Source organism: Burkholderia sp. KL41 (assembly GCF_057005415.2).
In genome coordinates, this window is sequence record NZ_CM174446.1 from 3,502,841 (window position 1) to 3,528,852 (window position 26,012).

General features: G+C 68.8%; 24 protein-coding genes and 1 pseudogene. 14 read left to right on the forward strand and 11 right to left on the reverse strand.

Annotated elements, in window-relative coordinates; translation table 11 throughout:
- Positions 1-31 precede the first annotated feature (31 nt).
- Complete coding sequence (locus PQB87_RS16465) at positions 32-1,699, forward strand: Na+/H+ antiporter (RefSeq protein ID WP_021157418.1); 1,668 nt, start codon at positions 32-34, stop codon at positions 1,697-1,699.
- A gap of 102 nt (positions 1,700-1,801) precedes the next feature.
- On the opposite strand, the gene PQB87_RS16470 is transcribed toward PQB87_RS16465, so the two are convergent.
- Together PQB87_RS16470 and PQB87_RS16475 are read right to left on the reverse strand one after the other, a co-directional pair.
- The gene (locus tag PQB87_RS16470; RefSeq protein ID WP_489242388.1) at positions 1,802-5,374 is read right to left on the reverse strand and encodes an indolepyruvate ferredoxin oxidoreductase family protein; all 3,573 of its coding nucleotides are present in this window, start codon (positions 5,372-5,374) and stop codon (positions 1,802-1,804) included.
- Positions 5,375-7,176: 1,802 nt separating this feature from the next.
- Positions 7,177-7,734: a sugar O-acetyltransferase gene (locus PQB87_RS16475; RefSeq protein ID WP_489242389.1), complete on the reverse strand. Its 558-nt coding sequence runs from the start codon at positions 7,732-7,734 to the stop codon at positions 7,177-7,179.
- Positions 7,735-8,096: 362 nt separating this feature from the next.
- On the opposite strand from PQB87_RS16475, the gene PQB87_RS16480 reads away from it, so the two are divergent.
- On the forward strand, positions 8,097-8,711 hold the full coding sequence (locus PQB87_RS16480) for a glutathione S-transferase family protein (RefSeq protein ID WP_027788983.1): 615 nt from the start codon (positions 8,097-8,099) through the stop codon (positions 8,709-8,711).
- 43 nt (positions 8,712-8,754) lie between these two features.
- Here the strand turns inward: PQB87_RS16480 and PQB87_RS16485 are convergent, their stop codons facing one another.
- Both PQB87_RS16485 and PQB87_RS16490 read right to left on the reverse strand, forming a co-directional pair.
- The gene (locus PQB87_RS16485; protein ID WP_059683905.1) at positions 8,755-9,717 is read right to left on the reverse strand and encodes an ion channel; all 963 of its coding nucleotides are present in this window, start codon (positions 9,715-9,717) and stop codon (positions 8,755-8,757) included.
- A 178-nt stretch (positions 9,718-9,895) separates the two neighbouring features.
- Entirely contained in the window at positions 9,896-10,915 is a 1,020-nt protein-coding gene (locus tag PQB87_RS16490; RefSeq protein ID WP_489242390.1) for a sulfate ABC transporter substrate-binding protein, read from the reverse strand.
- Positions 10,916-11,077: 162 nt separating this feature from the next.
- Here PQB87_RS16490 and PQB87_RS16495 point away from each other — a divergent pair, with 162 nt between their 5' ends.
- Together PQB87_RS16495 and dapA are read left to right on the forward strand one after the other, a co-directional pair.
- On the forward strand, positions 11,078-11,227 hold the full coding sequence (locus PQB87_RS16495; RefSeq protein ID WP_196487731.1) for a hypothetical protein: 150 nt from the start codon (positions 11,078-11,080) through the stop codon (positions 11,225-11,227).
- A gap of 139 nt (positions 11,228-11,366) precedes the next feature.
- Positions 11,367-12,260, forward strand: a complete 894-nt coding sequence (gene dapA / locus PQB87_RS16500) for a 4-hydroxy-tetrahydrodipicolinate synthase (RefSeq protein ID WP_059492020.1) — start codon at positions 11,367-11,369, stop codon at positions 12,258-12,260.
- A 56-nt stretch (positions 12,261-12,316) separates the two neighbouring features.
- On the opposite strand, the gene PQB87_RS16505 is transcribed toward dapA, so the two are convergent.
- From PQB87_RS16505 to PQB87_RS16515, 3 genes are all read right to left on the reverse strand, one after another.
- Positions 12,317-12,697, reverse strand: coding sequence for a type II toxin-antitoxin system VapC family toxin (locus PQB87_RS16505; protein ID WP_301863603.1), 381 nt, complete (start codon positions 12,695-12,697; stop codon positions 12,317-12,319).
- Positions 12,697-12,906 carry a hypothetical protein gene (locus PQB87_RS16510; protein WP_060062561.1) on the reverse strand — a complete coding sequence of 70 codons (210 nt, stop codon included), beginning with the start codon at positions 12,904-12,906 and terminating at the stop codon, positions 12,697-12,699. Before PQB87_RS16510 ends, PQB87_RS16505 begins: the two co-directional genes overlap by 1 nt.
- Positions 12,907-13,020: 114 nt before the next feature.
- Complete coding sequence (locus tag PQB87_RS16515; RefSeq protein WP_489242391.1) at positions 13,021-14,070, reverse strand: LysR substrate-binding domain-containing protein; 1,050 nt, start codon at positions 14,068-14,070, stop codon at positions 13,021-13,023.
- 106 nt (positions 14,071-14,176) lie between these two features.
- Between PQB87_RS16515 and PQB87_RS16520 the strand changes: the two genes are divergently transcribed.
- Positions 14,177-15,457: an MFS transporter gene (locus PQB87_RS16520; protein WP_489242392.1), complete on the forward strand. Its 1,281-nt coding sequence runs from the start codon at positions 14,177-14,179 to the stop codon at positions 15,455-15,457.
- Between the two features lie 54 nt (positions 15,458-15,511).
- On the opposite strand, the gene PQB87_RS16525 is transcribed toward PQB87_RS16520, so the two are convergent.
- Complete coding sequence (locus PQB87_RS16525) at positions 15,512-16,150, reverse strand: glutathione S-transferase family protein (protein WP_489242393.1); 639 nt, start codon at positions 16,148-16,150, stop codon at positions 15,512-15,514.
- 112 nt (positions 16,151-16,262) lie between these two features.
- Here PQB87_RS16525 and PQB87_RS16530 point away from each other — a divergent pair, with 112 nt between their 5' ends.
- From PQB87_RS16530 to PQB87_RS16540, 3 genes and pseudogenes are all read left to right on the forward strand, one after another.
- Entirely contained in the window at positions 16,263-17,183 is a 921-nt protein-coding gene (locus PQB87_RS16530; RefSeq protein WP_233345205.1) for a LysR substrate-binding domain-containing protein, read from the forward strand.
- 266 nt (positions 17,184-17,449) lie between these two features.
- Entirely contained in the window at positions 17,450-17,734 is a 285-nt protein-coding gene (locus PQB87_RS16535) for a hypothetical protein (RefSeq protein ID WP_048026537.1), read from the forward strand.
- A gap of 72 nt (positions 17,735-17,806) precedes the next feature.
- Positions 17,807-18,175 (forward strand): annotated as a pseudogene (locus tag PQB87_RS16540) (alkaline phosphatase family protein); the annotation flags it as partial.
- A 165-nt stretch (positions 18,176-18,340) separates the two neighbouring features.
- On the opposite strand, the gene PQB87_RS16545 reads toward PQB87_RS16540, so the two are convergent.
- Positions 18,341-18,964 carry an RBBP9/YdeN family alpha/beta hydrolase gene (locus PQB87_RS16545; protein WP_027788972.1) on the reverse strand — a complete coding sequence of 208 codons (624 nt, stop codon included), beginning with the start codon at positions 18,962-18,964 and terminating at the stop codon, positions 18,341-18,343.
- A 361-nt stretch (positions 18,965-19,325) separates the two neighbouring features.
- On the opposite strand from PQB87_RS16545, the gene PQB87_RS16550 reads away from it, so the two are divergent.
- From PQB87_RS16550 to PQB87_RS16565, 4 genes are read left to right on the forward strand one after another with little or no spacing between them, the layout of a single operon-like run.
- Positions 19,326-20,267 (forward strand): 2-hydroxyacid dehydrogenase, encoded by a 942-nt coding sequence (locus PQB87_RS16550; RefSeq protein WP_027788971.1) that lies wholly within the window; start codon positions 19,326-19,328, stop codon positions 20,265-20,267.
- A gap of 26 nt (positions 20,268-20,293) precedes the next feature.
- Positions 20,294-21,226: a hydroxymethylglutaryl-CoA lyase gene (locus PQB87_RS16555; protein WP_027788970.1), complete on the forward strand. Its 933-nt coding sequence runs from the start codon at positions 20,294-20,296 to the stop codon at positions 21,224-21,226.
- A 26-nt stretch (positions 21,227-21,252) separates the two neighbouring features.
- Entirely contained in the window at positions 21,253-21,759 is a 507-nt protein-coding gene (locus tag PQB87_RS16560; protein WP_027788969.1) for a YbaK/EbsC family protein, read from the forward strand.
- Positions 21,756-21,962 (forward strand): DUF1289 domain-containing protein, encoded by a 207-nt coding sequence (locus tag PQB87_RS16565; RefSeq protein WP_059683889.1) that lies wholly within the window; start codon positions 21,756-21,758, stop codon positions 21,960-21,962. Before PQB87_RS16560 ends, PQB87_RS16565 begins: the two co-directional genes overlap by 4 nt.
- Positions 21,963-22,226: 264 nt before the next feature.
- Here the strand turns inward: PQB87_RS16565 and PQB87_RS16570 are convergent, their stop codons facing one another.
- Positions 22,227-23,129 carry a DMT family transporter gene (locus PQB87_RS16570; protein WP_027788967.1) on the reverse strand — a complete coding sequence of 301 codons (903 nt, stop codon included), beginning with the start codon at positions 23,127-23,129 and terminating at the stop codon, positions 22,227-22,229.
- Positions 23,130-23,242: 113 nt separating this feature from the next.
- Between PQB87_RS16570 and PQB87_RS16575 the strand changes: the two genes are divergently transcribed.
- Positions 23,243-23,734, forward strand: coding sequence for an Lrp/AsnC family transcriptional regulator (locus PQB87_RS16575; RefSeq protein ID WP_011353413.1), 492 nt, complete (start codon positions 23,243-23,245; stop codon positions 23,732-23,734).
- A 27-nt stretch (positions 23,735-23,761) separates the two neighbouring features.
- Here the strand turns inward: PQB87_RS16575 and PQB87_RS16580 are convergent, their stop codons facing one another.
- Positions 23,762-24,658: an alpha/beta fold hydrolase gene (locus PQB87_RS16580; protein ID WP_021157441.1), complete on the reverse strand. Its 897-nt coding sequence runs from the start codon at positions 24,656-24,658 to the stop codon at positions 23,762-23,764.
- A gap of 320 nt (positions 24,659-24,978) precedes the next feature.
- On the opposite strand from PQB87_RS16580, the gene PQB87_RS16585 reads away from it, so the two are divergent.
- Positions 24,979-25,938 carry an NAD(P)H-dependent flavin oxidoreductase gene (locus PQB87_RS16585; protein WP_006488640.1) on the forward strand — a complete coding sequence of 320 codons (960 nt, stop codon included), beginning with the start codon at positions 24,979-24,981 and terminating at the stop codon, positions 25,936-25,938.
- The last annotated feature ends 74 nt before the right edge of the window (positions 25,939-26,012 follow it).

Sequence of the window (26,012 nt, forward strand, 5' to 3'; positions counted from 1 at the left end):
GATCGTTTCATTCCCCGTATTCGCCGTATCGATGGAAATCGTCTTCACCGTCCTGATCCTGCTGCTGACCGTCGCGCTGTCCGGCGCCGTCACGCGCATCCTGCCGTTCCAGCTGCCGTTGCCGCTGATGCAGATCGCCTTCGGCGCGATGCTCGCGTGGCCGAAGCTGAACCTGCATGTCACGTTCGATCCCGAAATCTTCATGCTGCTGTTCATTCCGCCGCTGCTGTTCGCGGACGGCTGGCGGATTCCGAAGCGCGAGCTGTACCTGCAGCGCCGCGCGATCCTGATGCTCGCATTCGGGCTCGTGTTCATGACGGTACTCGCAGTGGGCTATTTCGCGCACTGGCTGATACCCGAGTTGCCGCTGCCGATCGCGTTCGCGCTCGCGGCCGTGCTGTCGCCCACCGACGCGGTCGCGCTGTCGGGCATCGCAGGAAAGGGCCGGATTCCGCCGCAGCTGATGCACATCCTCGAAGGCGAGGCGCTGATGAACGACGCGTCGGGCCTCGTCGCGCTGAAATTCGCGATCGCGGCCGCGCTGACGGGCATGTTCTCGCTGCGCGACGCGTCGGTCACGTTCGTGATCGTCGCGGCCGGCGGGCTCGCGACGGGCGCGATCGTGTCGTGGGTGTTCAGCGCGCTGTCGACGCGCTTCCTGAACGCCGAGCAGGAAGGCGATCCGGCCCCCGGCATCGTGATGACGCTGCTCGTGCCGTTCGCGGCCTACCTGTTCGCCGAGCACCTCGAGCTGTCGGGCGTGCTGGCGGCCGTGTCGGCCGGGATGATGATGAATTACACGAGCTTCTCGCGCAAAAGCACCGTCGCATCGCGCGTGCGCGCCGAAAGCACGTGGGCGATGATCGAGTTCGTGTTCAACGGCATGGTGTTCATCATGCTCGGGCTGCAGCTGCCGCACATCATCGGCCGCACGCTCGTCGACGCGCACCACACGAGCGACGCGCTCGTCGGCCGGATGATCTTCAACGTCTGCGCGATGATGCTCGCGCTGTATGCGATCCGCTTCCTGTGGGTCTGGCTGCTGCGCTGGTTCGCGAGCCGTCGCGCCGCGCGGCAGGGCCTCGCCGGCACGATGGCCGGCATCCGCACGATCGCGGTGATGACGGTCGGCGGCGTGCGCGGCGCGGTCACGCTCGCCGGCGTGCTGTCGATTCCGGTCGCGCTGTCCGACGGCGTGCCGCTGCCGGGCCGCGACACCGCGATCTTCGTCGCGTCGGCGGTGATCCTCGGCTCGCTCGTCGTCGCGGTGATCGGCCTGCCGCTGCTGCTGCGCGGCGTGCGTTCGTCGCGCAGCCCGCTCGGCGACGAGGAACGCGCCGCGCGCGCGGCCGCCGCGCAGGCCGCGATCCGCGCGATCGACTCGTCGCACGACGCGATCTCGGCCGATCTCGACGAATCGGGCGCCGCGCGCTGCGCGGATATCTCCGCACGCGTGATGGACCAGTACCGCCGCCGCCTCGCGACGCTCGCCGAGGACGGCCCCACGCCGCGCGCCGAAGCGAAGCAGGCCGAAACGATGGAACTGCAGATGCGGATCGCGGCCGTGCGCGCGGAACGCACCGCGCTGTACCGGCTGCGCAGCGACAGCAAGATTTCCGACGAGACGCTGACGAAACTGCTGCGCGAGATCGACCTGTCGGAAACGGCGCTGTCGACGCGCAAGAAAGGCATTCTCTGACGGACGGCCGCCGCTGCCGGTGCGCAGCCGCCGCTCATGAAAAAAACGGCGACGCACCCGCGTCGCCGTTTTCACATCCGCCCACCTCCGCCCGGGCGCGCGTTACTTCGCGACCACGACCGGAATCCCCTTCAGCATCCCCGCGCCCTTCATCTCGTCGAGCGCGTGCTGCACGGCCGCGCTCGTCGCCGCTTCGATGCCGAGCTGCAGCGCGAGCTCGCGCTCCGCGCGCTTCACGCCGGCCAGGTTGCGCACCTTCACGTGACCGAAGCCGCGCACGCGGGCGTGCAGGTCGGCCAGTTGCGCGACTTGCGCCGCATTGCCGGCCGTCATCGCGGCGAGCGCCCGTGCGAGCGTCGTCTCGTAGTCGTCGGCAAGCGCGCGTTCCATCTTGCGCTCGACGGTGCGGCCGAACGGATCGAGCCACGTGCCGCGCAGGCTGCGCACGCGCGCCAGCACGCCGAACACCGGCCACATCCACTGGCCGAACACGCGCTTCTTCGGCACGCTGCCGTCGCTGCCGGCCTTCGCGACCGTCGGCGGCGCGAGGTTGAACTTCACGCGATAGGCCTGCCCCGGCACGCCTTCGAACTGCGCTTCGAGCGCCGTGCGGAACGCGTCGTCCGTGTACAGCCGCGCGACCTCGTATTCGTCCTTCACCGCGAGCAGCCGGTAGAACGTCGTCGCGACCGCGCGCGTGAGCACGTCGTCGCCCTTCGCGCGCGCCGCGCTCACGAGCGCACGGTAGCGCTCGACATAACGGGCGCCGCCGTACGCCTCGAGACGCGCTTCGCGATCGGCGATCAGCTCGGCGAGCGTCTCCGGCGCGGCATGCGCGGCCACCGTGTGGCGCGCGTTCCACAACGCATCGAGGCCCGCCGCGTCGCCAGCGGCCATCCGGCCGATCGAAAACGCGAGCTTGTTCATCGGCACCGCGACGTTGTTCAGCTCGATCGCGCGCATCATCGCCGCGAGCGACACCGGCACGAGGCCGAGCTGCCATGCATAACCGAGCATCAGGATGTTCGCGCCGATCGAGTCGCCGAGGAACTTCGCGGCGAGCGCCTGCGCGTCGCAGCTCGACAGGTAGCCGTCGCCGGCCGCGTGACGCATCTTCTCGAGCAGCGCGTCCGCATGCAGGTTCGCGTCGGGGTTCTGCACGAACGATGCATTCGGGATCCGGTGCGTGTTGACGACGATCCGCGAACGTTCGTGACGCACCGTCTGCAACGCCTCGGCGCTCGCGCCGACGACCATGTCGCACGCGAGCAGCACGTCGGCCTGCTGCGTGTCGATGCGCACCTGGTTCAGCCACCGGTCGCTCGACGCGATCCGCACGAACGACAGCACCGAGCCGCCCTTCTGCGCGAAGCCCATGAAGTCGAGCACCGACGCGCTCTTGCCTTCGAGGTGCGCGGCCATGCTGATCAGCGCGCCGACCGTCACGACGCCCGTGCCGCCCACGCCCGTCACGAGCATGTCGAACGGCGCCGCGTCGAGATGCGTCGCGGGCACCGGCAGCGCATCGACGCGCGCGGCGAGCGCGGCTTCGTCGAATGCGGCACCGGCGGCCTTCTTCAGCGCCGCGCCTTCGACCGTCACGAAGCTCGGGCAGAAGCCGTTCACGCACGAATAGTCCTTGTTGCACGACGACTGGTCGATGCGGCGCTTGCGGCCGAGCGGCGTTTCGAGCGGCTCGACCGACAGGCAGTTCGACTGCACGCCGCAATCGCCGCAGCCTTCGCACACCGCGTCGTTGATGAACAGGCGCTTGTCCGGGTCGGGGAATTCGCCCTTCTTGCGGCGGCGGCGCTTCTCGGCCGCGCAGGTCTGGTCGTAGATCAGCACGGTGACGCCCGGCGTCTCGCGCAGCTCGCGCTGCACCGTGTCGAGCTCGCTGCGGTGATGGAACGTCGTGCCTTTCGGGAACAGCCCGTGGTGACCGTCGTACTTCTCCGGTTCGTCGGACACGACGACGAAGCGCGACACGCCTTCCGCCTCGACCTGCCGCGCGATCTGCGGCACCGAGATGCTGCCGTCGACCGGCTGGCCGCCCGTCATCGCGACCGCGTCGTTGTAGAGGATCTTGTACGTGATGTTCGCCTTCGCGGCCACGGCCTGGCGGATCGCGAGGATGCCCGAGTGAAAGTAGGTGCCGTCGCCGAGGTTCTGGAACACGTGCTTCGTGTTGGTGAACATCGCGTGCGCGGCCCAGTCGACGCCCTCGCCGCCCATCTGGATCAGGCCCGTCGTGTCGCGCTCCATCCACGACGCCATGAAGTGGCAGCCGATGCCGGCCTGCGCGATCGAGCCTTCCGGCACCTTCGTCGACGTGTTGTGCGGGCAGCCCGAGCAGAAGTACGGCGTGCGCTTCACGGCATCCGCTTCGTTCGACAGGATCTGCGGCGCGACGAGATCGACGACGCGCTCGCGGCGGTCGAGCGCCGGCTTGTGGCGCGCGAGCCATTCGGCGAACACGGGCAGGATGCGCGACGGGCGCAGCTCGCCGAGCTCGGACAGCAGGCAGGCGCCTTCGGCATCGTGCTTGCCGAGCACGCGCGGGCGCGCGCCCTCGGTGCGGTTGTACAGATAGTCCTTGATCTGCTGCTCGATGACCGGGCCCTTCTCCTCGATCACGAGCACTTCGGCGAGCCCGTCGACGAAGGTCTCGATGCGCGTCATCTCGAGCGGATACGACAGGCCGACCTTGTAGATCCGCACGCCGGCCGCGTCGAGGTCGGCCACCGTCAGGTCGAGGCGGCGCAGTGCTTCCATCAGGTCGAGGTGCGCCTTGCCGCACGTGACGATGCCGACGTTCGCCTGCGCGCTCGGCGCGATCCACTTGTCGATGCTGTGGGTGCGCGCGAAATGGCGCACCGCGTCGAGCTTCGCGGCGAGGCGCGCTTCGATCGTCAGGCTCGGCAGGTCCGGCCAGCGGTTGTGCAGGCCGCCCGCCGGCGGCGTGAAGCCTTCAGGCGCCGGCCAGTGCGTCTGCAGCGCGTCGAGGTCGACGGTCGAGCCCGACTCGACCGTTTCGGAGATCGCCTTGAAACCGACCCACGCGCCCGAGTAGCGCGACAGCGCCCAGCCGTACAGGCCGAATTCGAGCATGTCGGCGATGTTCGCCGGGTTCACGACCGGCATGTGCCACGCGATCATCGCGAAGTCGCTCTGGTGCGGCATCGACGACGACACGCAGCCGTGGTCGTCGCCCGCGACGACCAGCACGCCGCCATGCGGCGACGAACCGTACGCGTTGCCGTGCTTCAGCGCGTCGCCCGCGCGATCGACGCCCGGGCCCTTGCCGTACCACATCGCATACACGCCCTCGACCGTGCGCTCGGGATCGGCCTCGACGCGCTGCGTGCCGAGCACGGCCGTGCCGCCGAGTTCCTCGTTGATCGCGGGCAGGAAGCGCACGCCGCCGGCGTCGAGCAGTTTCTTCGCCTTCCACAGCTGCTGGTCGACCATGCCGAGCGGCGAACCGCGATAACCGCTGACGAAGCCGGCCGTGTTGAGCCCCTGTTCGGCGTCGACCGTGCGCTGCATCAGCAGCAGGCGGACCAGCGCCTGCGTGCCGGTCAGGAAGATCCGGCCGCGCGTCGCGGTCAGGTTGTCGGTCAGGCGGTAGTCGGACAGGGCGGGCGTGCCATCGACGGGCAAGCGGGCGGTCATGGGGGAAGTCTCCTGATTGTGCTGTTCTGGGCTGCGCGGCAGGCGCCGGACGACGCTTGGGGGACGGCAGCGAATGGCTCTATTTTTTCGCGCGCAGCCGAGAATGTTTTTTCTCATCTTGCTCGGACGGCGCTGTAGCGAGAAAAACTGCGCAGGTTTTTGGCCGAATTTGAGATAGTTCTCGCGCGCGGTGGCCGGGCGGGATGGGCGACGTGTCGGGGCAGACAGGCTGTTTGCCGGGAACGCGCACGATTGCCCGACGACGGTTCAGGTATGCGTCGGCCGACGCTCGCGCCCCGTGTGACAAGGGTTTCGGCGGGCGGAGGCGGTCACGCTCACCGTTGAAATGCACAGCGTCCCGATTCGGTGGCGGAGCGGGATGTCCACAATCCCGCTCGCGCGCTCACCATTCGATTGCACAGGGTTTCGAGTGGCGCAGGGGCCGGGATATCCACACCGTTATCGGCATGCGGCACGCTCGAGTGCCGGCGCTCACCGTTGATATTCACAGCGCGGCGAGTGGGTTTCGGCGATGGATATCCACACTGGAAATGGCGCATGGCGTCGATCCTGCGTTCACCCTCACCGATCGAATACACAGGGACGCGACTGGGTTTGTCGGCCGGTATCCGGCCCGGACAGGTCGGCCGGAACCCGCATGCTGCACAATCGCGGGCTCGCGCTCACCGTTGCAATACACAGGGCTTCGAGTGGCTGCCATGGCGGTTATCCACGTCCGATCCGGCAGAACCGCCCAGCCACGCGGGCACCCTCACCGTTGAAAACCACAGCGCTTCGAGTGATCCGGCGCGCAGGATATCCACATGGGCGAGAATCCGCCGAGCGACAGCGGATGCGCGCCCCGGAAGCGCTACCGCGCCGGCATTCCGTGCTGGAAGTGGCTCATCGGCCGGTCGAGCGCTGATGCTCACCGTGGAAATGCACAGTGCCGCGAGTCGTTTCGGCTGCCGGATATCCACACGGGAGCCCCAGTTGTCTTCGCCCTCACGCTCGCGTGCGAACCGGACATGCACGGCGCTTCAGGTGGTGTTGGCTTGGGCTTGGGCTTGGGCTTGGGCTTGGGCTTGGGCTTGGGCTTGGGCTTGGGCTTGGGCTTGGGCTTGGGCTTGGGCGGCCGAATGATCGCATTCTGGCGCACTGACCACTCATCGCGTATTGATGCGCACCTTTGCATCGCCGGGCACGTCGAGTCGCTCGCGAACGCTGCGATGCGCAGCAAAATCGGCGCATTGCAGACCACTCCACCGCACTCACCGTTAGAATGCACGGCCCTTCGGGTGGCAGCCGATGGCGGGATATCCACGTCGCGGCGCATCCGCGGTTCGGCCACGATGCGCGCGTTCGGCTAGAATGCGCGGCGCGCCGAACCTCGACAAAAGTCAGGAAACCCCGCCGGGAAAGGCGCGCAGCGGGATCGCGCGGCGCCCCTCACCGTCGAATTCCACAGCATTTCGCCTCGTTCCGTGGGCGAGTTGTCCACAACCCGCTTCATGCACTTCGCATCATCCGGTGCCCTCACCTGTGAAATGCACAGGGCGCCGAGTCGTTTCGGCGCGAGGATATCCACATCCGATCGCACTGCGCGACCTTCGTCGAAACATCGGCAGGCACGGCCCGAGCCTCCACCGGCGACTATCGGGCAGACACCGGAAAGCCCCATCCGGACGGCTTCGACGGCACCCTCACCATTCAAATGCACAGCGTTTCGAGTCGCCTCGGGGGCAGTTGTCCACATCCTTCCGGCCAGGCTGCTTCGAACGGGCGCGCGCCCTCGTGCCGCGTCATTCGGCAATCGACCGGATGACCGCTGCCGGATTACCGCCAACCAGCACATTCGGCGCAACATCCCGCGTGACGACGGCCCCCGCCGCGACCACCGAGTTCTCGCCCACGGTCACACCGCCGATGATCGTCGCGCCGGCGCCGATCCACACATTCCGCTCGATCACGATCGGCTTCGCGACGACGAAATCGCGCCGCCGCGAAGGCTCGACCGGATGGCCGGACGTGATCAGGCTGACGTTCGGCCCGATCATCACGTCGTCGCCGATCGCGAGCCCACCGAGATCGTAGAACGTGCAGTTCTGGTTGACGAACACGTTGCGCCCGAGCTTCATGCCGGTGCCGCCCGTCGCATGAAACGGCGGGATCAGCACGAAGCCGTCGTCCACCTGCGTGCCGATCAGTTTGCCGAACAATGCGCGAACCTCGCCTGCATCGTCGAACGTCAGGCGGTTGATCCGCGCGGTGATCGCCATCGCGCGTTTGACCTCGGCCACCATGGCCGCCGATTCCGGTGTTCTGCGTGGAATGATCGTGGTGCGATCGTCGTTTGCCATGCGTGAGTTGTCTCCCCTGATTTCCCTGTTTCGTGTCGCATCGGCGAACGCGGCCGGATGCGAGTCTTGCCGTGCGCGGGAGCACTGCGGGCGCCGCGATGCCGGGCAAGTGACGCCGGCTTGCGCCGGAAATTTTCACCCTGTTCATAACTAGTATCAATATGACTAGTTATTCATGAACCTCCTTGTCCCATGGGACTCTGCCCGGCTTTCTACTCGAAACGCCGCGCGTCCGGCCATCACTCGCCGATAGGCACCCCTTGCCGGACGCCCCTAGCCGGGCGCCCCTGTCCGAACCTCTTGCGCTCGGGTACGCTTGAGCATCCACCGGACCGACAGCTGCACCCAATCACGGAGGCACGATGAAGCTCTACTACTGGCCGAAGACCCGGGCATTCCGGGCATTGTGGATGCTCGAGGAACTCGGCGTGGTGTACGAACTCGTGCCGATCGACCTGCGCTCGCACGAACAGGGCAGCGACGCGTTCGTGCAGGTCAACCCGATGGCCAAGCTGCCCGCGCTCGACGACGGCAGCGTGCCGTTCGCCGAATCGGGCGCCGTGCTGCTCTATCTTGCCGACCGCTGCCCGGGTGCCGGGCTCGGCATCGCGCCCGACGATCCGCTGCGCGGCCGCTTTCTCCAATGGATGTTCTTCACGCCGACCTGCCTCGAACCGGCGATGGCCGAAAAATTCACCGGCGCGTCGGGCAATCCGGTCGCATTCGGCTGGGGCAACATCACGCGCGTGCAACGCGCACTCGCGCAAGCGCTCGCCCATCATCCATGGCTCGTCGGCGACCGCTTCACCGCGGCCGACCTGCTGCTCGCCAGCACGCTGAAGATCGCATTCGACGCGCATCTGCTGCCGCACGAAGGCGTGCTCGGCGACTACGTCGCGCGCGCCGAGGACCGCGACGCATTCCGCCGCGCGGTCGCGATCGAACAGCGCGAAGCGGCGCGCCTGCTGCATGCGTGACGCGTAGCGCGCGGGCGGTGCCGCCAGCCGCCCGCGGGCGCACCTACGCGGCCGGGCCCGGCGCCGCCGCGTCGGCATCGACCACCGCGCCCGGCGAGCCGCGCTCGTCGGTATCGGTGTCGACCGGCACGACTTCATGAAAATGCGTGTAGTCGATGTGCGTGATGCCGTCTTCGTCGTGCATCAGGTCGACATAGCGGTGACGCCAGCGGATTTCGCCATGCACCCACGTGTGACGCGCCTGCATCACCTGCGCGGTCGTCTCGTCCGAGCCTTCGATCGTGATCAGCAACGACGCGTCGCGCGCGGCGAGCGATTCGGGCGTCTCGCCGAACAGCGCGCTCGATTCGTCGATCACGTGCATCAGGTTCCAGCCGAGCAGGAAAATCGGGTGCTCGCTGCGCACGAGCGGCAGGTCGTGGATCTTGCGCAGCGTGTAGCCCTCGTGCGTGCCCTCGATCCGCATCAGCCGCAATTTCGCCTGCGCCTCGGCAATCACGTTCTGGCGCGCGTTCGCGGCGCGCACCATCAGCGTCATCCTGCCGTTCAGCGGCCGGACGATCGCGTAGCGCGCGAACAGGATCTTCGCCTGCGGCCGCGAAAACCGCGCGAACACGAGCCCCGTGGCCAGCGCGATGCCCGACATCCCGATGAAGATCTCGAACGTCGCGACCAGGTGCGCATAGACGGTCTGCGGATGCATGTCGCCGTAGCCGACGGTCGCGAGCGTCTCGACGCTGAAGAAGAACGCGCCGCCGAACCCGGCCGGCGACTGGTTCGCGATCGACGCGTGGCCGAGCAGGTAGAGCGTTGCAAAGCCGCCGTTGAGCAGCAGGAACAGCACGGCGAGCGACAGGAAGAAAACGGGCCAGCTCACCGTCAGCGCGCGGTGATAGAGGTCGCGCCAGCCGAGCGGCGGCATCCCGTACGCGATGACCGGGCGTGTGCCCGACCAGATCTTGCGGCCACGGCCGCGGGAGGCTGGGGAGGACGAATCGACATTCATCGCGCGGGGCCGGAAGCAGGAAGGCGATGAGCGTAGCACGCGCGGCCGCGGCCGGGTATGCGTGCCGGTTCGGAATGGACGTCCGCCGCGCCGCCGGCCGCCAGGCACAAAAAAGCCGGCCGCGGTAGCGGCCGGCTGCGTCGTCAGCGTGCGGACAGGCGCGCGGTGTGCGCGGCGCTCACTTCCGGTCGACGATCACCTGGTCGAACGTGCCGCCGTCCGCGAAATGCGTCTTCTGCGCGTTCGCCCAGCTGCCGAAGACCTGCTCGACGCTGAACGTCTTCAGCGGCTTGAACTCGGCAGCATGCTTCTTCAGCACGTTCGCGTCGCGCGGGCGCAGATGGTGCTGCGCGATGATCTCCTGCGCTTCCGGCGTGTACAGGTAGTCGAGATACGCCTGCGCGACCTTGCGCGTGCCCTTCTTGTCGACGACCTTGTCGACGACGGCGACGGGCGGCTCCGCGAGGATGCTCGCCGACGGATACACGGCGTCGAACTGCGCGCCCGACGCACCGGTGTCCATCAGCGCGACTTCGTTCTCGAACGTGACCAGCACGTCGCCGATGCCGCGCTGCGTGAACGTCGTCGTCGCGCCCCGGCCGCCGGAGTCGAGCACCGGCACGTTGCGGAAGATCGCCTTCTCGAAGTCGATCGCCTGCTGGTCGGTCGCGCCCTTCTGCTTCTGGAAGCCCCATGCGGCGAGATACGCATAACGACCGTTGCCCGACGTCTTCGGGTTCGCGATGATCACCTGGACACCCGGCTTCGCGAGATCGCTCCAGTCCTTGATCGCCTTCGGGTTGCCCTTGCGCACCAGGAACACCATCGTGGTCGAGTACGGCGAGCTGTTGTCCGGGAAACGCGCACGCCAGTCCTTCGGCAGCAACTGGCCGCGCTCGGCGAGCAGGTCGATGTCGTTCGGCTGGTTCATCGTCACGACGTCGGCCTGCAGCCCCTGCAGCACCGACAGCGCCTGCGCGCTCGACGCGCCGTGCGACTGCTTGATCGCGACCGTCTCGCCGGTCTTCTGCTTGTACGCGGCGGCAAAACCCGTGTTGATGTCCTTGTACAGCTCGCGCGTCACGTCGTACGACTCGTTCAGGATCGACGTGTCCGCGTGCGCGGCCGACGCCGCCACGACCAGCGCCGCCGCCGCGCCCGTGTGCAGCCAGCGGCCGATCCCCTTCATGCTTGCCATCGTGATATGCCCCGCTTCCAGTGGTGGTGAATGTGCGTGACGGCACGCGTACGCGCTGTCATCGAAACGTAAGCGGGCATTCTAGCGGCCGGGCGCGGCGCGCTTTCCAATCAGTCGTGGAAAGCAAATCTCGATTCCTGCTAAACGGCGGCGGACACTCGCGTGCGCATCGATTCCGGTGTTAAGATCGCCGCTCAGCCCATTCACGGTTCCTCAATGTCCGCTGCCCTGCGCTCGCTTCCGATCCTCGCCGCCGTCGCGGCAGGTACGCGCGCGGCCGGGCTGAAACTGAAAAAACGACTCCTCGACTGACGGGGACGTCGCGTCCCGTCAGGCGAATGCCGGACGGGATGCCCGCGGGTCGTTTCATTCTCCTTGCACGCATGCCTCGCTCCGGCCCTCCGCCGGCGGAACGGTTCCTTCCCACTCCGTTTCCACCATGAGGCTTTGCATGAACACACGTTTCGAAGGTATCTGGCTGCCGATCATCACGCCGTTCCACCACGGCGAAGTCGACCATGCCGCGCTCGCGCGACTCGCGCGCCACTATGCGGGCGCGGGCATCGCGGGCTTCGTCGCGGGCGCGACGACGGGTGAAGGCGTGCTGCTCGACGCACGCGAACAGGACGCCGTGTTCGCGACGCTGCGCGACGCGGCGCCCGGACTGCCGATCGTCGTCGGGCTGACCGCGAGCGCGACGCATTTCGCGGCCGCGCGTGCGCGCGAACTCGCGGAGTTGCGGCCGGACGGGCTGCTCGTCACGCCGCCCGTGTACGTGCGGCCGACGCAGGACGGCATCCGCCGCCACGTCGAGGCGATCGTCGACGCGGCCGACCTGCCGGTGCTCGTCTACAACATCCCGTACCGCACCGGCGTGAACGTCGAACTGGACACGCTGCAGGCGCTTGCGCGCGACCCGCGCGTCGCAGGCATCAAGGAATGCGGCGGCACGCTCGACCGGATGAACCGGCTCGTGCACGACACGCCGCTCGCGATCCTGTCCGGCGACGACAACCAGAACTTCGCGGCGATGTGCGCCGGTGCGCACGGCGCGATCGCGAGCAGCGCGCACGTGCTGCCCGAATGGCATGTGCGCATCCATGCGCTGCTGCGCGACGGCCGGCTCGCCGATGCGCGGCGCCTGTCGGTCGCGTTGCAGCCGCTCGTCGCGGCGCTGTTCGCTGAGCCGAATCCGGCACCGGTGAAGGCCGTGCTGGCCGCGCAAGGGTGGTGCGAGGACGGGTTGCGGCTGCCGTTCGTGCCGGCGAGCGAAGGATTGCGGGAGCGGCTGGCCGCGCTCTGCGCGGAACTGGACGAAACCGCACCGGACGCCGCAGCGGCATGACCCGCGACGCCCCGTGAGGCGCCGGCGACCGACGGCTTTCGTGCCGACAAATTGCTTCAAACTGTCAGAACGAGAGACAGGCCGTACCGTGCAAGATGGGTATCGGCCGTCACGAGCCGAAGCGGCTCGAGCCGTGCCTGCGCGACCAGCAAGCGATCGAACGGATCGCGATGGTGGTGCGGCAAGTCGCGCACTGCCGCACCATGCACGGCCCGAACCGGTAGCTCGCGAATCCCGCTCGAGCCGATCGCGCGGATCAGCTTGCCGACGTCGATATCGAGCTTCCCCAAGCCGGCCTTGATGGCGGCCTCCCAGATACTCGCGCTGCTGACGAAACGCTCGTCGGCGGCCGAAATCAGTCTGCGCGCCCGTGCGCTGAGCTTGGGGTCATCGGTCACGATCCACAAAAAGACGTGCGTATCGAGCAACAGCCGCATCAGCGCCCTTCGAACGCATCCAGCAGGTAATCGGGCAGCGGCGCATCGAAATCGTCCGCAATCCGGGCCTGCCCTTGCAGGACACCGAACCGAACGGGCGGATTGGCAGACGCGGGGCGGTCTGCTGACGCCCCGTCGCCGCGGATCGTGGTATCTGCCCGTTGGGCCGGATCGACCGCACCGGCTCCGGGCGTATTCGCGTTTTGCATGATGACCTCCGTTTCAAGTGATCATCACTGTAGTCAGGTTCACCCGATCGATCCATTCGGCCAATCGGCAGAGGGACTGCCGAACCGCAACCCGGGCGGCAATCGAACGTATCGTCACGCCGCCAGCGCCGCCACCGCCCCCTCCGTCGCATCCCGCACCGCCTGCGTCACGATCCACGCGAGCCGGTCGACGGTCGGCGTCGCCGACGACGTGCGCCGCAGCAGGATCAACGGCAGGCTCGGCAACGCCGGCAATCCGAGCGAAGCCGCATCGAGCACGCGCACCGACGCGGGCAGTCCGTAATGCGAACGCACCGTCAACCCGAGGCCGGCCGCCGCCGCGGCCCATAACCCGGCGAGACTCGGCGTCGTGAATGCAACGCGCCACGGCACGCCCGCGCGGTCGAGCGCATCGGTCGCGGCGCCGAAGAACCGGCACGGCCGGTCGAACACGACGAGCGGCAGCGCCTCGCCCGCGGCACGGCCGCCCGTTGAGGCGTGCGCGGCGGCCACCCCGACTTCCGCCCCTTCGTCGGCCCCACCCGGCCCGCCGAACCCGCCCGCCCCCGCCGCCCCGACCCACTGCATCGGCACCTGCGCGATCACGTCGCTGTCGATACCCGGCCGCGACAGCAGCGCAGCCGACACCGGATCGCCCCACACCAGCGCGAGATCGAGCTGGTTCGCGTCGAGCCGGTCGAGCAGGTCGGCATTGCGCGCCACGCGCGCCTCGATCCTCACCTTCGGATGCGCGCGCGCAAACCGCCCGAGCACGTCGGGCAAAATCGCCTCGCCGAAATCCTCCTGCAACCCGACGCGCACCCAGCCGTCGAGATTGACGCCGCGCACGGCCGCGGCCGCCTCGTCGTTCAGCTCGATCATCCGCCGCGCATAACGCAGCATCGCGTCGCCGGCATCGGTCAGCGCAAGCCCGCGCCCGGATTTCACGAACAACGGCGTGCCGGCCTGCTCCTCGAGCTTGCGGATCTGCGCGCTCACCGCCGACGACGAGCGCGCGACGCGGTCGGCCGCCTTCGCGAAACTGCCGAGATCCACGCCCGCGACGAGGCTGCGCAGCGCCGCCACGTCGAAGTTGGGCCGGGCCAGCGCGGCATCGGCCAGCGCGAGCGACTCGCCGCCGCGTGGAATGTCTTGTCCGGGCATCTCAACCATCCTGTTTTATCGAACGATTCATCAAGAACTTTCCGATTTTCAGGATGAATGTAGGTCGCCAGACTGTGGATGTCAATTTCCAACCGGGCCCGCCGCCATGGATACCACCTGCATCGCCTCCCCCTCCTCGCCCGCCCGCGACGTGCGCGGTCCGGCCCATCGCTGGCGCGTACTGGCCGCCGGCGTGGCCGCGAACATGAGCTTTTCGGCCGCGGCGGCCGGCATCCCGACCACCGCCGTGTGGATGCGCTCGGCCTACCACCTCGACAACGGCGCACTCGGCCTCGTGCTCGGCGCGCTCGGCTTCGGCGTCGCGCTGTCCGAGCTGCCGTGGGGGATCGCCGCCGACCGCTTCGGCGATCGCCGCGTGCTGCTGACCGGGCTCGTCGCGACGGCCGCGATGCTCGCGCTGATGGTGTGCACGATCGTCCCGGGCGCGCACGCGGTGCCGCCGCTGGCGCGCGTCGTCGTGGCGATGTGCTGCGTCGGCCTGCTCGGCGGCAGCGTGAACGGATCGAGCGGACGCGCGGTGATGCGCTGGTTCGGCGAGCGCGAACGCGGGCTCGCGATGAGCATCCGCCAGACGGCCGTGCCGCTCGGCGGCGGCGTCGGCGCGGCGCTGCTGCCGTCGCTCGCGTCGCACCTGGGCTTCGCGGCGGTATTCGGTGCGCTGATGCTGCTGTGCGCCGGGTCGGCCGTGCTGACCTGGCGCTGGCTGCACGAACCGCCCGCCGAACCGGCTGTCGCACACGGTGCCGCGCATCGACCGGCCGCTCGGCCGCAACCCACGCAACCCATGCGGCTCGCGCACGGCCCGCTCGCGAGCGCCCGCGTGTGGCGCATCGTGCTCGGCATCGGCCTGCTGTGCGCGCCGCAGTTCGCGGTGCTCACGTTCGCGACGGTGTTCCTGCACGACTTCGGCCGGCTCGGCCTCGCCGGCATCAGCGCGGCGATGGTCGTGTTGCAGCTCGGCGCGATGGTGATGCGCGTCTGGAGCGGCCGCCATACCGACCGGCACGGCAACCGGCGCGCGTACCTGCGCGGCTCGGTGCTCGTCGCGGCCGGCTCGTTCACGCTGCTTGCCGCCGCGACGGCCGGCAGCCCGCACGTGCCGCTCGCCGCGATCGTCGCGATTCTGGTGTTCGCGGGCGTGTGCGTATCGGCGTGGCATGGCGTCGCGTACACGGAGCTCGCGACGCTCGCAGGTGCGAACCACGCGGGCACCGCGCTCGGGATGGCGAACACGGTCGTCTACCTCGGACTGTTCGCAACGCCGCTCGCGATCCCGCCGCTGCTCGCCGTCAGCTCGTGGAGCGTGGTCTGGCTCGCGGCCGCGCTGGTCGCCGGCGCGACCTATCCGCTGTTCGCCACGCGCTAGCGGCCGCGCACGGCACGCGGGCACCGCGGCCCCCGCACGACGCCCGCACCTCGGTCAGGCCGCTTCGCGCGCCAGCGCGCGGCGCACGGCCGGCCGGTCGGCCTCGCGCTGCGCGTGCGCGGTCCATGCGGGATGCCGCGCCATGTCGAGCCCGATCGCGACACCCCAGCGATACAGCACGAACAGGAACGGATCGACGATCGAATGCGCGCCCGGCTCGGCCCACCTGCGGCCGTCGGCGAGCGCGGCTTCGATCGTCTCGTTCGCGGCTTCGATCACGCCGCGCCCGTGCGTGCTGACTGCCCCGTGCAGCGCGGGATCGACGATGAAGCGGCCCGGCCGCCACAGCGCACCGTAGCCGACGCCATGCACCCAGCCGACCAGCCAGGCGAGCCATTCGTGGCATCGCGCCTCGCGCAGCGGATCGCCGAGCGGCAGCAGTTGCGCGTCCGGATAACGGCGCGCGAGATACGTGAGGATCGCGGGCGTTTCGGTCAGCACGCGCGGCTCGCCCGGAATCTCGAGCACGGGCACGCGTGCCTTCGCGTTGATCGCGAGATAACGCGCTTCGAGGTTCTGCTGCTTCTGCACGGAGACGATCTCGACGTCGAACGGCGCGCCGGTTTCCTCCAGCGCGATGTGAGCGGCGAGCGAGCAGGCGCCCGGCGAAAGATAGAGTCGATATGCGTTCATGGTGGCGTGGCCCGACGGGACTGTGGAAGACGGAACCGAGTGTAGGAACGCGTGCATGCCCGCCGCAAACGATGAATTGTCGTGCTCGGGCATTAGTGCTACTAATACCCGCATGAAACGCATCCACCTTCCTCCGCTGCAGACGCTGCGCGCGTTCGAGACCGCCGTGCGGCTGCAGAGCTTCACGCGCGCGGCCGACGCGCTCGCGCTCACGCAAGGCGCCGTCAGCCAGCACATCCGCGCGCTCGAGGCGCAGCTCGGCTACCCGCTCTTCACGCGCGAGCGCAACGGCGCGACACCGACGCACGCCGCGCACGCGCTCGCGCTGCAGGTGCGCCAGGGCCTCAGCGTGCTCGAGCGCGCGTTCGAGCCGGCCCTCGCCGCGCGCAGCCGCCCGCGCACCTGCGACGTCACGCTGAACGTCAGCGTGCTGCCGAGCGTCGCCGAACGCTGGCTCGCGCCGCGCCTGCCGCGCTTCTCGGCCGCGCATCCGCACATCGCGATCGCGCTGCACCCGGACGTGGCGCTCGCGCCGCTGCGCAAGCGCGACCGCATCGACGTCGCGCTGCGCTACGGGCCCGGCACGTGGCCCGGCGTGGTCGCCGAGAAGCTGATGAACGAGACGATCTTCCCGGTCGCGAGCCCCGCGTACCGCAATCGCGACGGCGTCGCACCGCGCGCGCCGGCCGATCTCGTGCGCGCCACGCTGCTGCGCCATCCCGCGCAGCCGTGGGAACCGTGGCTCCAGGCCGCGCGGCTCGACCTCACCGAATCCGCGCGTGCGCCGCGTTTCACCGATGCGAACGCGCTGATCGACGCAACCTTGAAAGGACGCGGCGTCGCCCTCGCGCGCCGCTCGCTGATCGAGCCCGAACTCGCGGACGGCACGCTCGTGCGCGTATCGTCGATACGCGTGACCGACGTGTATGCGCACTACGTCGTGTGGCGCCCCGGCCATCCGCACGAATCGGCGATCCGAACCTGGCTCGACTGGCTGCGCAGCGAAGTGCGGCGGCGCACGCCGCGGCACTGACGCAACGCGATCGGTTGCTCGCGTTCATCGTCAACGGTCAGGCTGCCTTGGGCGCGCTCACGCATCGCATCGCGCGCCCGGGTAAAAGTGCCCGGCTCGCAACGTCCACCGGGAAAGATTGCGCGCCCGCCACGCCGTGCAAGCGGATGGTCGGGATATCGAAAGCATTCCGCGATCACGCGCCGGTCGCAAACGATTCACCGAAACGTCGCATCGCACCGGCATACTCGAAAACGTTTCCCGATCAGCCTGCCAGGAGAGAAGTCATGCGTCGCGTTTCCGCCGTCGTCGTTTTTTGTGCCGCCGCTTTCGTCGCCGCCTGCAGCGACGACGCGCCGCACGACGCACACACGACCGACGCGTCCCAACAGGCCGGCGCATCGGCCGGCTCCGCCAGCGCATTCAACCACGATGCAACCGCGAACGCCGCCGCGTCCGATGCCGCGCCGCTCGCGCCGCCCGTCGTGCACTACCCGCCCGATGACGACGACGACGCGAAACCCGCGGCGAATGCGGCCGCGTCGAGTGCCGCCGCGTCGTCGCCGGGCTGATCCCGCCGCTTCCGTTCCCCGACCGCAGAACCGAGGTGAAATAGCACGACGTCATCGAGCCGCCGCCGTTTCCTGCATACGGTCGCACAATCCGCGGGCGCCGCCGTCGCGCTCAACGCCTTCCCCGAATCGATCCGCCGCGCGCTCGCGATTCCCGCCGCGCACGGTACCGGCACGATCCGCGATGTCGAGCACATCGTCGTGTTCATGCAGGAAAACCGCTCGTTCGATCATTACTTCGGATACCTGCGCGGTGTGCGCGGCGACAACGACCGCTTCCCGATCCCGCTGCCCAACGGCAAGCCGGTGTGGTACCAGCCGTCGAAGGCCGACCCGGGCAAGCCGGTGCTGCCGTTCCGGCTGAACACGCTGACGACGAGTGCGCAGTGCGTCGGCGATCTCGACCACTCGTGGTACAAGACGCACGCGGCGATCGACGGCGCGGCCGGCGCGTTCTCGCGCCGTCTCGCTGGCCACGTCGAAAACGGCCGGCCGAGCTATTCGGATCCGGCGGCGGTGCGGCCCGTGTCCGCGGCATAAGCGCGACGGCACGGCGTGGCGCGGCACCCGCCGCGCCGCACGGGTCGCCCGCCCGGCCCGGCGGAATCAGATCGCGTGCGCGAGCGCGCGATCGACGAGCGCGGCCTCGAAGCCGTCGTCCGCGTCGCGAAAGCGCAGCGGTGCCGCGCAGTGGACGAGCGTGTCGATGAAGTACTTCGCGCGCGGCCACGGCCCGAAGCCGGCCGCGGTGTTGATGTGTCCGGCGTCGCCGAGGTTCACGAACGCGCTGCCCAGGTGCTGCGCGAGCGTGCGCGCATCGGCAAGCGGCATCCACGGATCGGTCTCGCTGCCGATCACGATCGACGGCACGGCGAGCCGACGCGCGTCGAACGGCCCGGCAAACGTGAATTTCTTCGGACTGGCGGGCGCGACGAGCAGCACGCCCGCGACATCGCCCGTACGCGGCCACTGCGCAAGCGCATGCGCGGTCGCGAGGCAGCCGAAGCTGTGCGCGGCCAGCACGAACGGGCCGCGTTCGCGGTCGAGCAAGGTGCGCACCGATTGCGCCCAGCGCGCGAGGTCGGGCGCGTCCCAGTCGTCCTGCTCGACGCGCAGCGAGCGCGGGAACTGCCGTTCGAGCCAGGTCTGCCAGTGCGCGCCTTCGCTGCCGTGCAGGCCCGGAACGGTAACGAGGCGCGGCGGCCACGCCGATTTGCTGCATGCGCGCATGATTGCCCTCGCTTGCTTGAAGACGGGATTCGATTGTGGCGCGGCGCGCCCGGCGGCCGAACCAATATTTTGTGCTTTGCTTTTGCGCGGGGCGGCCATCCGCGGGGCGGCCATCCGCGGGGCGCCCACGCCGGTCGCCCACGCCGGTCGCCCGCCCCGCGCACCGGCGCGCGATGCGCCGCGAAACCGTAGAATGTGGGCTTCCCGTCAGCTTCACACGGAACCGGGGCCGGGCGCCGATGCGCGCCGGGCGCCCGGTCGTCAGGAGACGCCCGATGTCCGCTACGCCCGCCGGCGCGCCGCGCCCGGCTCCGCTCGCCGTTCCCGTGACGCGCCTCGCCGGCGCGCGCGCAGTCGTCCAATGAAGATCCTGTTCCATTCCCCGCACCAGGAAGCAGGCGCGTGGCGCGACGAGATCGCGCATGCGCTGCCGGAAGCCGAACTGCGCGCGTGGCAGCCGGGCGACACGGCCGCCGCCGATTACGCGCTCGTCTGGCGCGCGCCGCGCGAATTCTTCACCCCGCGCGACGGCCTGCGCGCGATCTTCAACCTCGGCGCCGGCGTCGACGCGCTGCTCGCGCTCGACCGCGCGCAACCGGGCACGCTGCCGCCGCACGTGCCGCTCGTGCGGCTGGAAGATTCGGGCATGGCGCAGCAGATGGTCGAATACGTGACGCACGCGGTGCTGCGCTACCTGCGCCGCTTCGACGAATACGACGCGCAGCAGCGCGAGCGCCGCTGGCAGCCGCTCGAGCCGCATGCGCGCGCCAGCTTCACCGTCGCCGTGCTCGGCCTCGGCGTGCTCGGCGCGCAGGTCGCGCTCGCGCTCGCCGCACTCGGCCTGCCCGTGCGCGGCTACAGCCGCAGCGCGAAGCAGCTCGACGGCGTCACGACCTTCGCCGGCGACGGTGCGTTCGATGCGTGCATCGACGGCGCGAAGGTGCTCGTCAACCTGCTGCCGAGCACGCCCGACACCGACGGCATCCTGTCGTCCCGCACATTCGCGCGGCTCGCGCCCGGTGCGTATGTCGTCAACGTCGCGCGCGGCGCGCATCTCGTCGAGGCCGACCTGCTCGATGCGCTCGCGAGCGGCCGGATCGCCGCCGCGACGCTCGACGTGTTCCACCAGGAGCCGCTGCCCGACGATCACCCGTTCTGGCGCGCGCCGCGCATCACGATCACGCCGCACAGCTCGGCCGAGACGCTGCGCGCGGAGGCCGTCGAGCAGATCGCCGGCAAGATCCGCGCGCTCGAGCGCGGCGAGCGCATCGGCGGCATCGTCGACTACACGCGCGGCTACTGAACCTGCAAGCAAACCTGGAGACAACCATGACGTTCCCCACCGCCGTCAAGATCGTCGAAGTCGGCCCGCGCGACGGGCTGCAGAACGAGAAGACCTTCGTGCCGACCGACGTGAAGATCGCGCTCGTCGACCGGCTGTCGCGCGCCGGCTTCCGCAACGTCGAGGCCGCGTCGTTCGTATCGCCGAAATGGGTGCCGCAGATGGCCGACGGCGCCGACGTGATGGCCGGCATCGAGCGCCGCGCGGGCACCGTGTACTCGGTGCTCACCCCGAACCTGAAAGGCTTCGAGAATGCGCTCGCCGCGCGCGCCGACGAAGTCGTGATCTTCGGCGCGGCCAGCGAGGCGTTCTCGCAGCGGAACATCAACTGCAGCATCGCCGAGAGCATCGCGCGCTTCGAGCCCGTCGCGAAGGCGGCGAAGGATGCCGGCGTGCGGCTGCGCGGCAGCGTGTCGTGCACGCTCGGCTGCCCGTACCAGGGCGAAGTGCCGGTCGCATCGGTCGTCGACGTCGTCGAGCGCTTCGCGGCGCTCGGCTGCGACGAGATCGACATCGCCGACACGATCGGCGTCGGCACGCCGAAGCGCACGCGCGAAGTGCTGTCGGCCGTCACGCGCGTGTTCCCGCGCGAACGCCTGTCGGGCCACTTCCACGACACCTACGGCCAGGCACTCGCGAACATCTACGCGGCGCTGTTCGAAGGGATCGAGATCTTCCACGCGTCGGTCGCGGGCCTCGGCGGCTGCCCGTACGCGAAGGGCGCGACCGGCAACGTCGCGACCGAGGACGTGCTGTACCTGATGCAGGGCCTCGGCATCGACACCGGCATCGATCTCGCGCAGGTCGTCGCTGCCGGCGACTTCATCTCGAACGCGATCGGCCGCGCGAACGTGTCGCGCGCCGGTCGCGCACTGCTCGCCAAGGCGCAGAGCGCGGCCGATGCCGCGAACTGCGTATGACCCCGGTATTCGATGGATTCCTCAACATGACGACACCCGCTTCATTCGATTCCCTCCCCGATTCCGCGCGACGCGTCGCGCTGCTGCTGCGCGAGCGCGGCCATGCGAAAGGCATCGTGATGCTCGCCGAAACCGGCAAGACGTCGGCCGAGGCCGCGGCCGGGCTCGGCTGCTCGGTCGCGCAGATCGCGAAGTCGATCCTGTTTCGCCGCCAGTCGGACGGCGCGCCGGTGCTCGTGGTCGCGAGCGGCGTCAATCGTGTCGACGAGAAGAAGGTCGCCGCGCAGGTCGGCGCGGTCGGCCGCGCGGACGCGAAGTTCGTGCGCGACAACACCGGCTACGCGATCGGCGGCGTCTGCCCGATCGGCCATCTCGTCGAACCCGTCACGCTGATCGACGCCGACCTGCTCGAGCTCGACAGCCTGTGGGCGGCCGCCGGCCATCCGCACGCGGTGTTCAACCTGTCGCCGAACGAACTGGTGTCGCTGACGGGCGCGCCGGTCGCGGACGTCGCATTGCGGGAATCCGCATGAGCGACGTCGTGGCACCGATCGGCACGGTGGCCTCGCCGTGCACCGACGTATGCCGGATCGATCCGCGCACCGACTGGTGCGCGGGTTGCCTCCGTACGCGCGACGAGATCAAGGGATGGCGCACGTCGGATGACGACGCGAGGCGCGTGCTGCTCGCGCGGCTCGACGCGCGGCGGCGCCTGATTGCGAGGAGCGGCGCATAAAAAAAAGCCGTTCAGCCTGACGGGCGAACGGCATCGAGATCGGAATCCTGTGAACGTGATCAACGTCACAGCCCGCATCATACGAGCGACGCGCACCGCTCGCATCGGGTGTTTCCCTACAACTTCTTACAGCGTCTTCCACGCGTGCGCGGGCCCCGCTTTTGCTTGCCATGTGCACGCCATCCGCGTGCAATACCCGTTCCTGAAATTCGCATTCGACGCGCCGCCGCGACGCCCGCCGCGACGCCGAATCGTACGACCGTTTCAGTTGCCGACTGCCGCGCGACGCGCGGGCACGATGCGCCAGCCGAGATTCACGCCGGCCGCCGCGAGCAGGATCAGCAGCGCGCCGAGCACCTGCGTCCACGCGAGCGTCTGCCCGAACGCGAAGTGATCGACGACGATCGCGACGACCGGATAGACGAACGACAGCGCGCCGGTCATCGCGGTCGGCAGCTTCTGGATCGCGCCGTACAGCAGCACGTACATCAGGCCCGTGTTGACGACGCCGAGCACGATCAGGTCGAGCCACTGCCCGGCCGTCGCGGGCAGCGTGCCGAAGTGGGCGAACGGCGCGAGCAGCACGATGCCGATACCGGCCTGCAGCAACGCGAGCAGGTGCGGCGGCGTCCCCTTCAGGTGCTTCGTGACGATCGACGAAATCGCATACAGGAACGCCGCGCCGAGCGACAGCGCGACGCCCTCCAGATATTCGCCCGGCACCGCGAGCACGGCCGGCTCGACGCGCACGACGGCGACGAGCCCCACGAACGCGAGCGCGAGCCACGCGAGCGTCGACGCGGTGATCCGCTCGCGGAACACGATCGCGCCGAGCGCGACGAGCATGAACGGCTGCGTGTTGTAGACGGCGGTCGCCATCGAGATCGATGCACGCGAATAGGCGGCGAACAGCAGCAGCCAGTTCGCGACGATCGCGATGCTGCCGAGCGTCGCGAGCGCGAGCATCCGCGGCGAGAACAGCGCGCGGCGCAGGAAGCCGAATGCCGCGCAGACGATCGCGAGCGTCGCGGCGCCGAACAGGCAGCGGAAGAACACGACGTTCGTCAGCGGCTGCTGCGACGACATCACGAGCCAGCCGATCGTGCCGGACATCAGCATCGCGACGACCATCTCGGCGGCACCGCGGCGAATTTCATTCGAGGCCATCATGAACTCCATTGAAAGAGAGTGGATGACCTCGATTCTAGAAACTTGCTTTCGCCGCAACCACGGCTAAACTGAAGCGAATCAGCCGATTGACCTTCGAAAGCAAAGCGATCATGCCGAAACGCCTTTCCCCGCCCGCCGTCGCGTCGCTCGACGCGACCGACCGCGCGATCCTCGCGGCGCTGGCCGACGACGCGCGTATCGCAACCAGTGAACTCGCCCGGCAGATCGGGCTGTCGGCCCCCGCAACCGCCGATCGCGTGCGGCGGCTCGAGGCGCAAGGCGTGATCGCCGCGTTCACCGTCGAGCTCGACCCGCGCGCGCTCGGCTACACGCTGCAGGCGATCGTCCGCGTGAAGCCGCTGCCCGGCCAGTTGCATCTCGTCGAAGAGATGCTGCGCCGGATTCCCGAATTCGTGGAGTGCGACAAGGTCACCGGCGACGACTGCTTCATCTGCCGGCTCTACCTGCGCACGATCGCGCACCTCGACGACATCCTGTCGAAAGTGACGGAGCGCGCCGAGACGAGCACCGCGATCGTGAAATCGACGCCGGTGCCGCGCCGGCTGCCGCCGCTCGTCGAGGACGACGGCGCGCACCGCTGAGCACCGGCACGCGCCGCCCGCGTGCCGTCAGGCGGCCGCGTCGCGCGCCTCGAAGAACGCGAGCAGTTCGTCGATCAGCGCGACGGGCGCCTCTTCCGGAATGTAGTGCCCGCAGTCGAGCGCGCGGCCGCTGACGTCGCGCGCGACGCGGCGCCATTCGTCGAGCGGATCGAAGCAGCGGCCGACGATCCCGTGCTCGCCCCACAGCACGCGCAGCGGGCACGCGACCTTGTTGCCGCGCTCGAGATCCGCACGGTCGTGCTCGAGGTCGATCGTCGCGGACGCGCGGTAGTCCTCGCACATCGCATGCACGGCGCCCGGCTGCGCGAGCGCGGCCCGGTACGCGGCAAGCGCCTCGGGCGCGAACGGCGCGAGCCCGGCCGACCGGTTGCCCATCACGCGCTCGATGTAGGCATCGGTATGCGCGCCGACCAGCGTCTCGGGCAGCGGCTCCGGCTGAATCAGGAAGAACCAGTGGAAATACGCGGTCGCGAACGCGCGATCGGTTTTCTCGTACATCGCGAGCGTCGGCGCGATGTCGAGCAGCATCATCCGCTCGACGGCGTCCGCATGATCGAGCGCGAGCCGGTGCGCGACCCGCGCGCCGCGATCGTGCGCGCACACATGGAATTGCTCGAAGCCGAAATGCCGCATCACGGCGACCTGGTCGGCCGCCATCGCACGTTTCGAATACGGCGCGTGCTGCGCGTCGCTCGGCGGCTTGCCCGACGCGCCGTAACCGCGCAGGTCGGTGGCGATCACCGTGAAATGATTCGCGAGCGTCGCGGCAACGCGATGCCAGATCATGTGGGTTTGCGGATGTCCGTGCAGCAACAGGAGCGGCGGACCCGCGCCTCCTTTGACACCGAAAATGTCGGTGTCCTGCACCGTCACGCGAAACGGTGCAAACGCCTCAAACGACATGGTTTGTTTCTCGTTGGTTTGTTATGGCGTTTATTTTAGGAGCGCCGGCGCGTCTTCACAGCGCGGTAAACACCAGAATCCCTAGAAAGAGAACACTCACTCGATTGCCGCCACACCGCGCGATTTGTTAAGCTCGCGTAGAATCGCACGATCGTTCGTATTAATAAGGACGACCTCGTTTTTGCAGCTTCGTTTTACAGCTTCGTTTTACAGCTTCGTTTTTACAGCGTCGTTCCGCAGCTACACTCGAACGACCGTTCGACCGCAAAGCATGGCGGCGGCGCGACCGCGCGGCCGCCCCTGGAGACTGGAGACATTACATGGCATTGCCCACCGTCCTGCAGAACCTGACGCTGCCCGTCATCGCGTCGCCGATGTTCATCGTCAGCTACCCCGAACTCGTGCTCGCGCAATGCAAGGCGGGCATCGTCGGTTCGTTCCCCGCGCTCAACGCCCGTCCGGCCGAACTGCTCGACGAGTGGCTCACGCAGATCCAGTCCGAGCTCGCCGACCACAAGGCGAAGCACCCCGACGCAGTGATCGGCCCGATCGCGGTCAACCAGATCGTCCATCAGTCGAATGCGCGGCTCGAGCACGACGTGCGCGTGTGCGTCGAGCACAAGGTGCCGATCTTCATCACGAGCCTGCGCGCGCCGGCGCGCGAGATCGTCGACGCGGTGCACAGCTACGGCGGCATCGTGCTGCACGACGTGATCAACCTGCGTCACGCGCAGAAGGCGCTCGAAGCCGGTGTCGACGGGTTGATCCTCGTCGCGGCCGGCGCAGGCGGCCACGCGGGCACGACGTCGCCGTTCGCGCTCGTCGGCGAAGTCCGCAAGATCTTCGACGGCCCGATCGTGCTGTCCGGCTCGATCGCGAACGGCGGCTCGATCCTCGCCGCGCAGGCAATGGGCGCCGATTTCGCGTACATGGGCACGCGCTTCATCGCGACGCAGGAAGCGCACGCGATCGACGACTACAAGCACGCGATCCTGAACGCGAAATCGTCGGACATCATCTACACGAACCTCTTCACGGGCGTGCACGGCAACTACATCCGCGAGAGCATCGAGAAGGCCGGCCTCGATCCGGACGCGCTGCCGGAATCCGACAAGACCAAGATGAATTTCGGCAGCGACAAGACGAAGGCGTGGAAGGACATCTGGGGCGCCGGCCAGGGCGTCGGCCTGATGGACGACCTGCCGAGCGTGGGCGCGCTCGTCGAGCGCCTGAAGCGCGAGTACGACGACGCGAAGGCGCGGCTCGGCATCCCGCGCTGACGGATGCGGCGGCCATGACGGCCGCCGCCGGCGCGCATCCCGTCGGACCAAACAAAAAAGCGCGAGCTGCAACG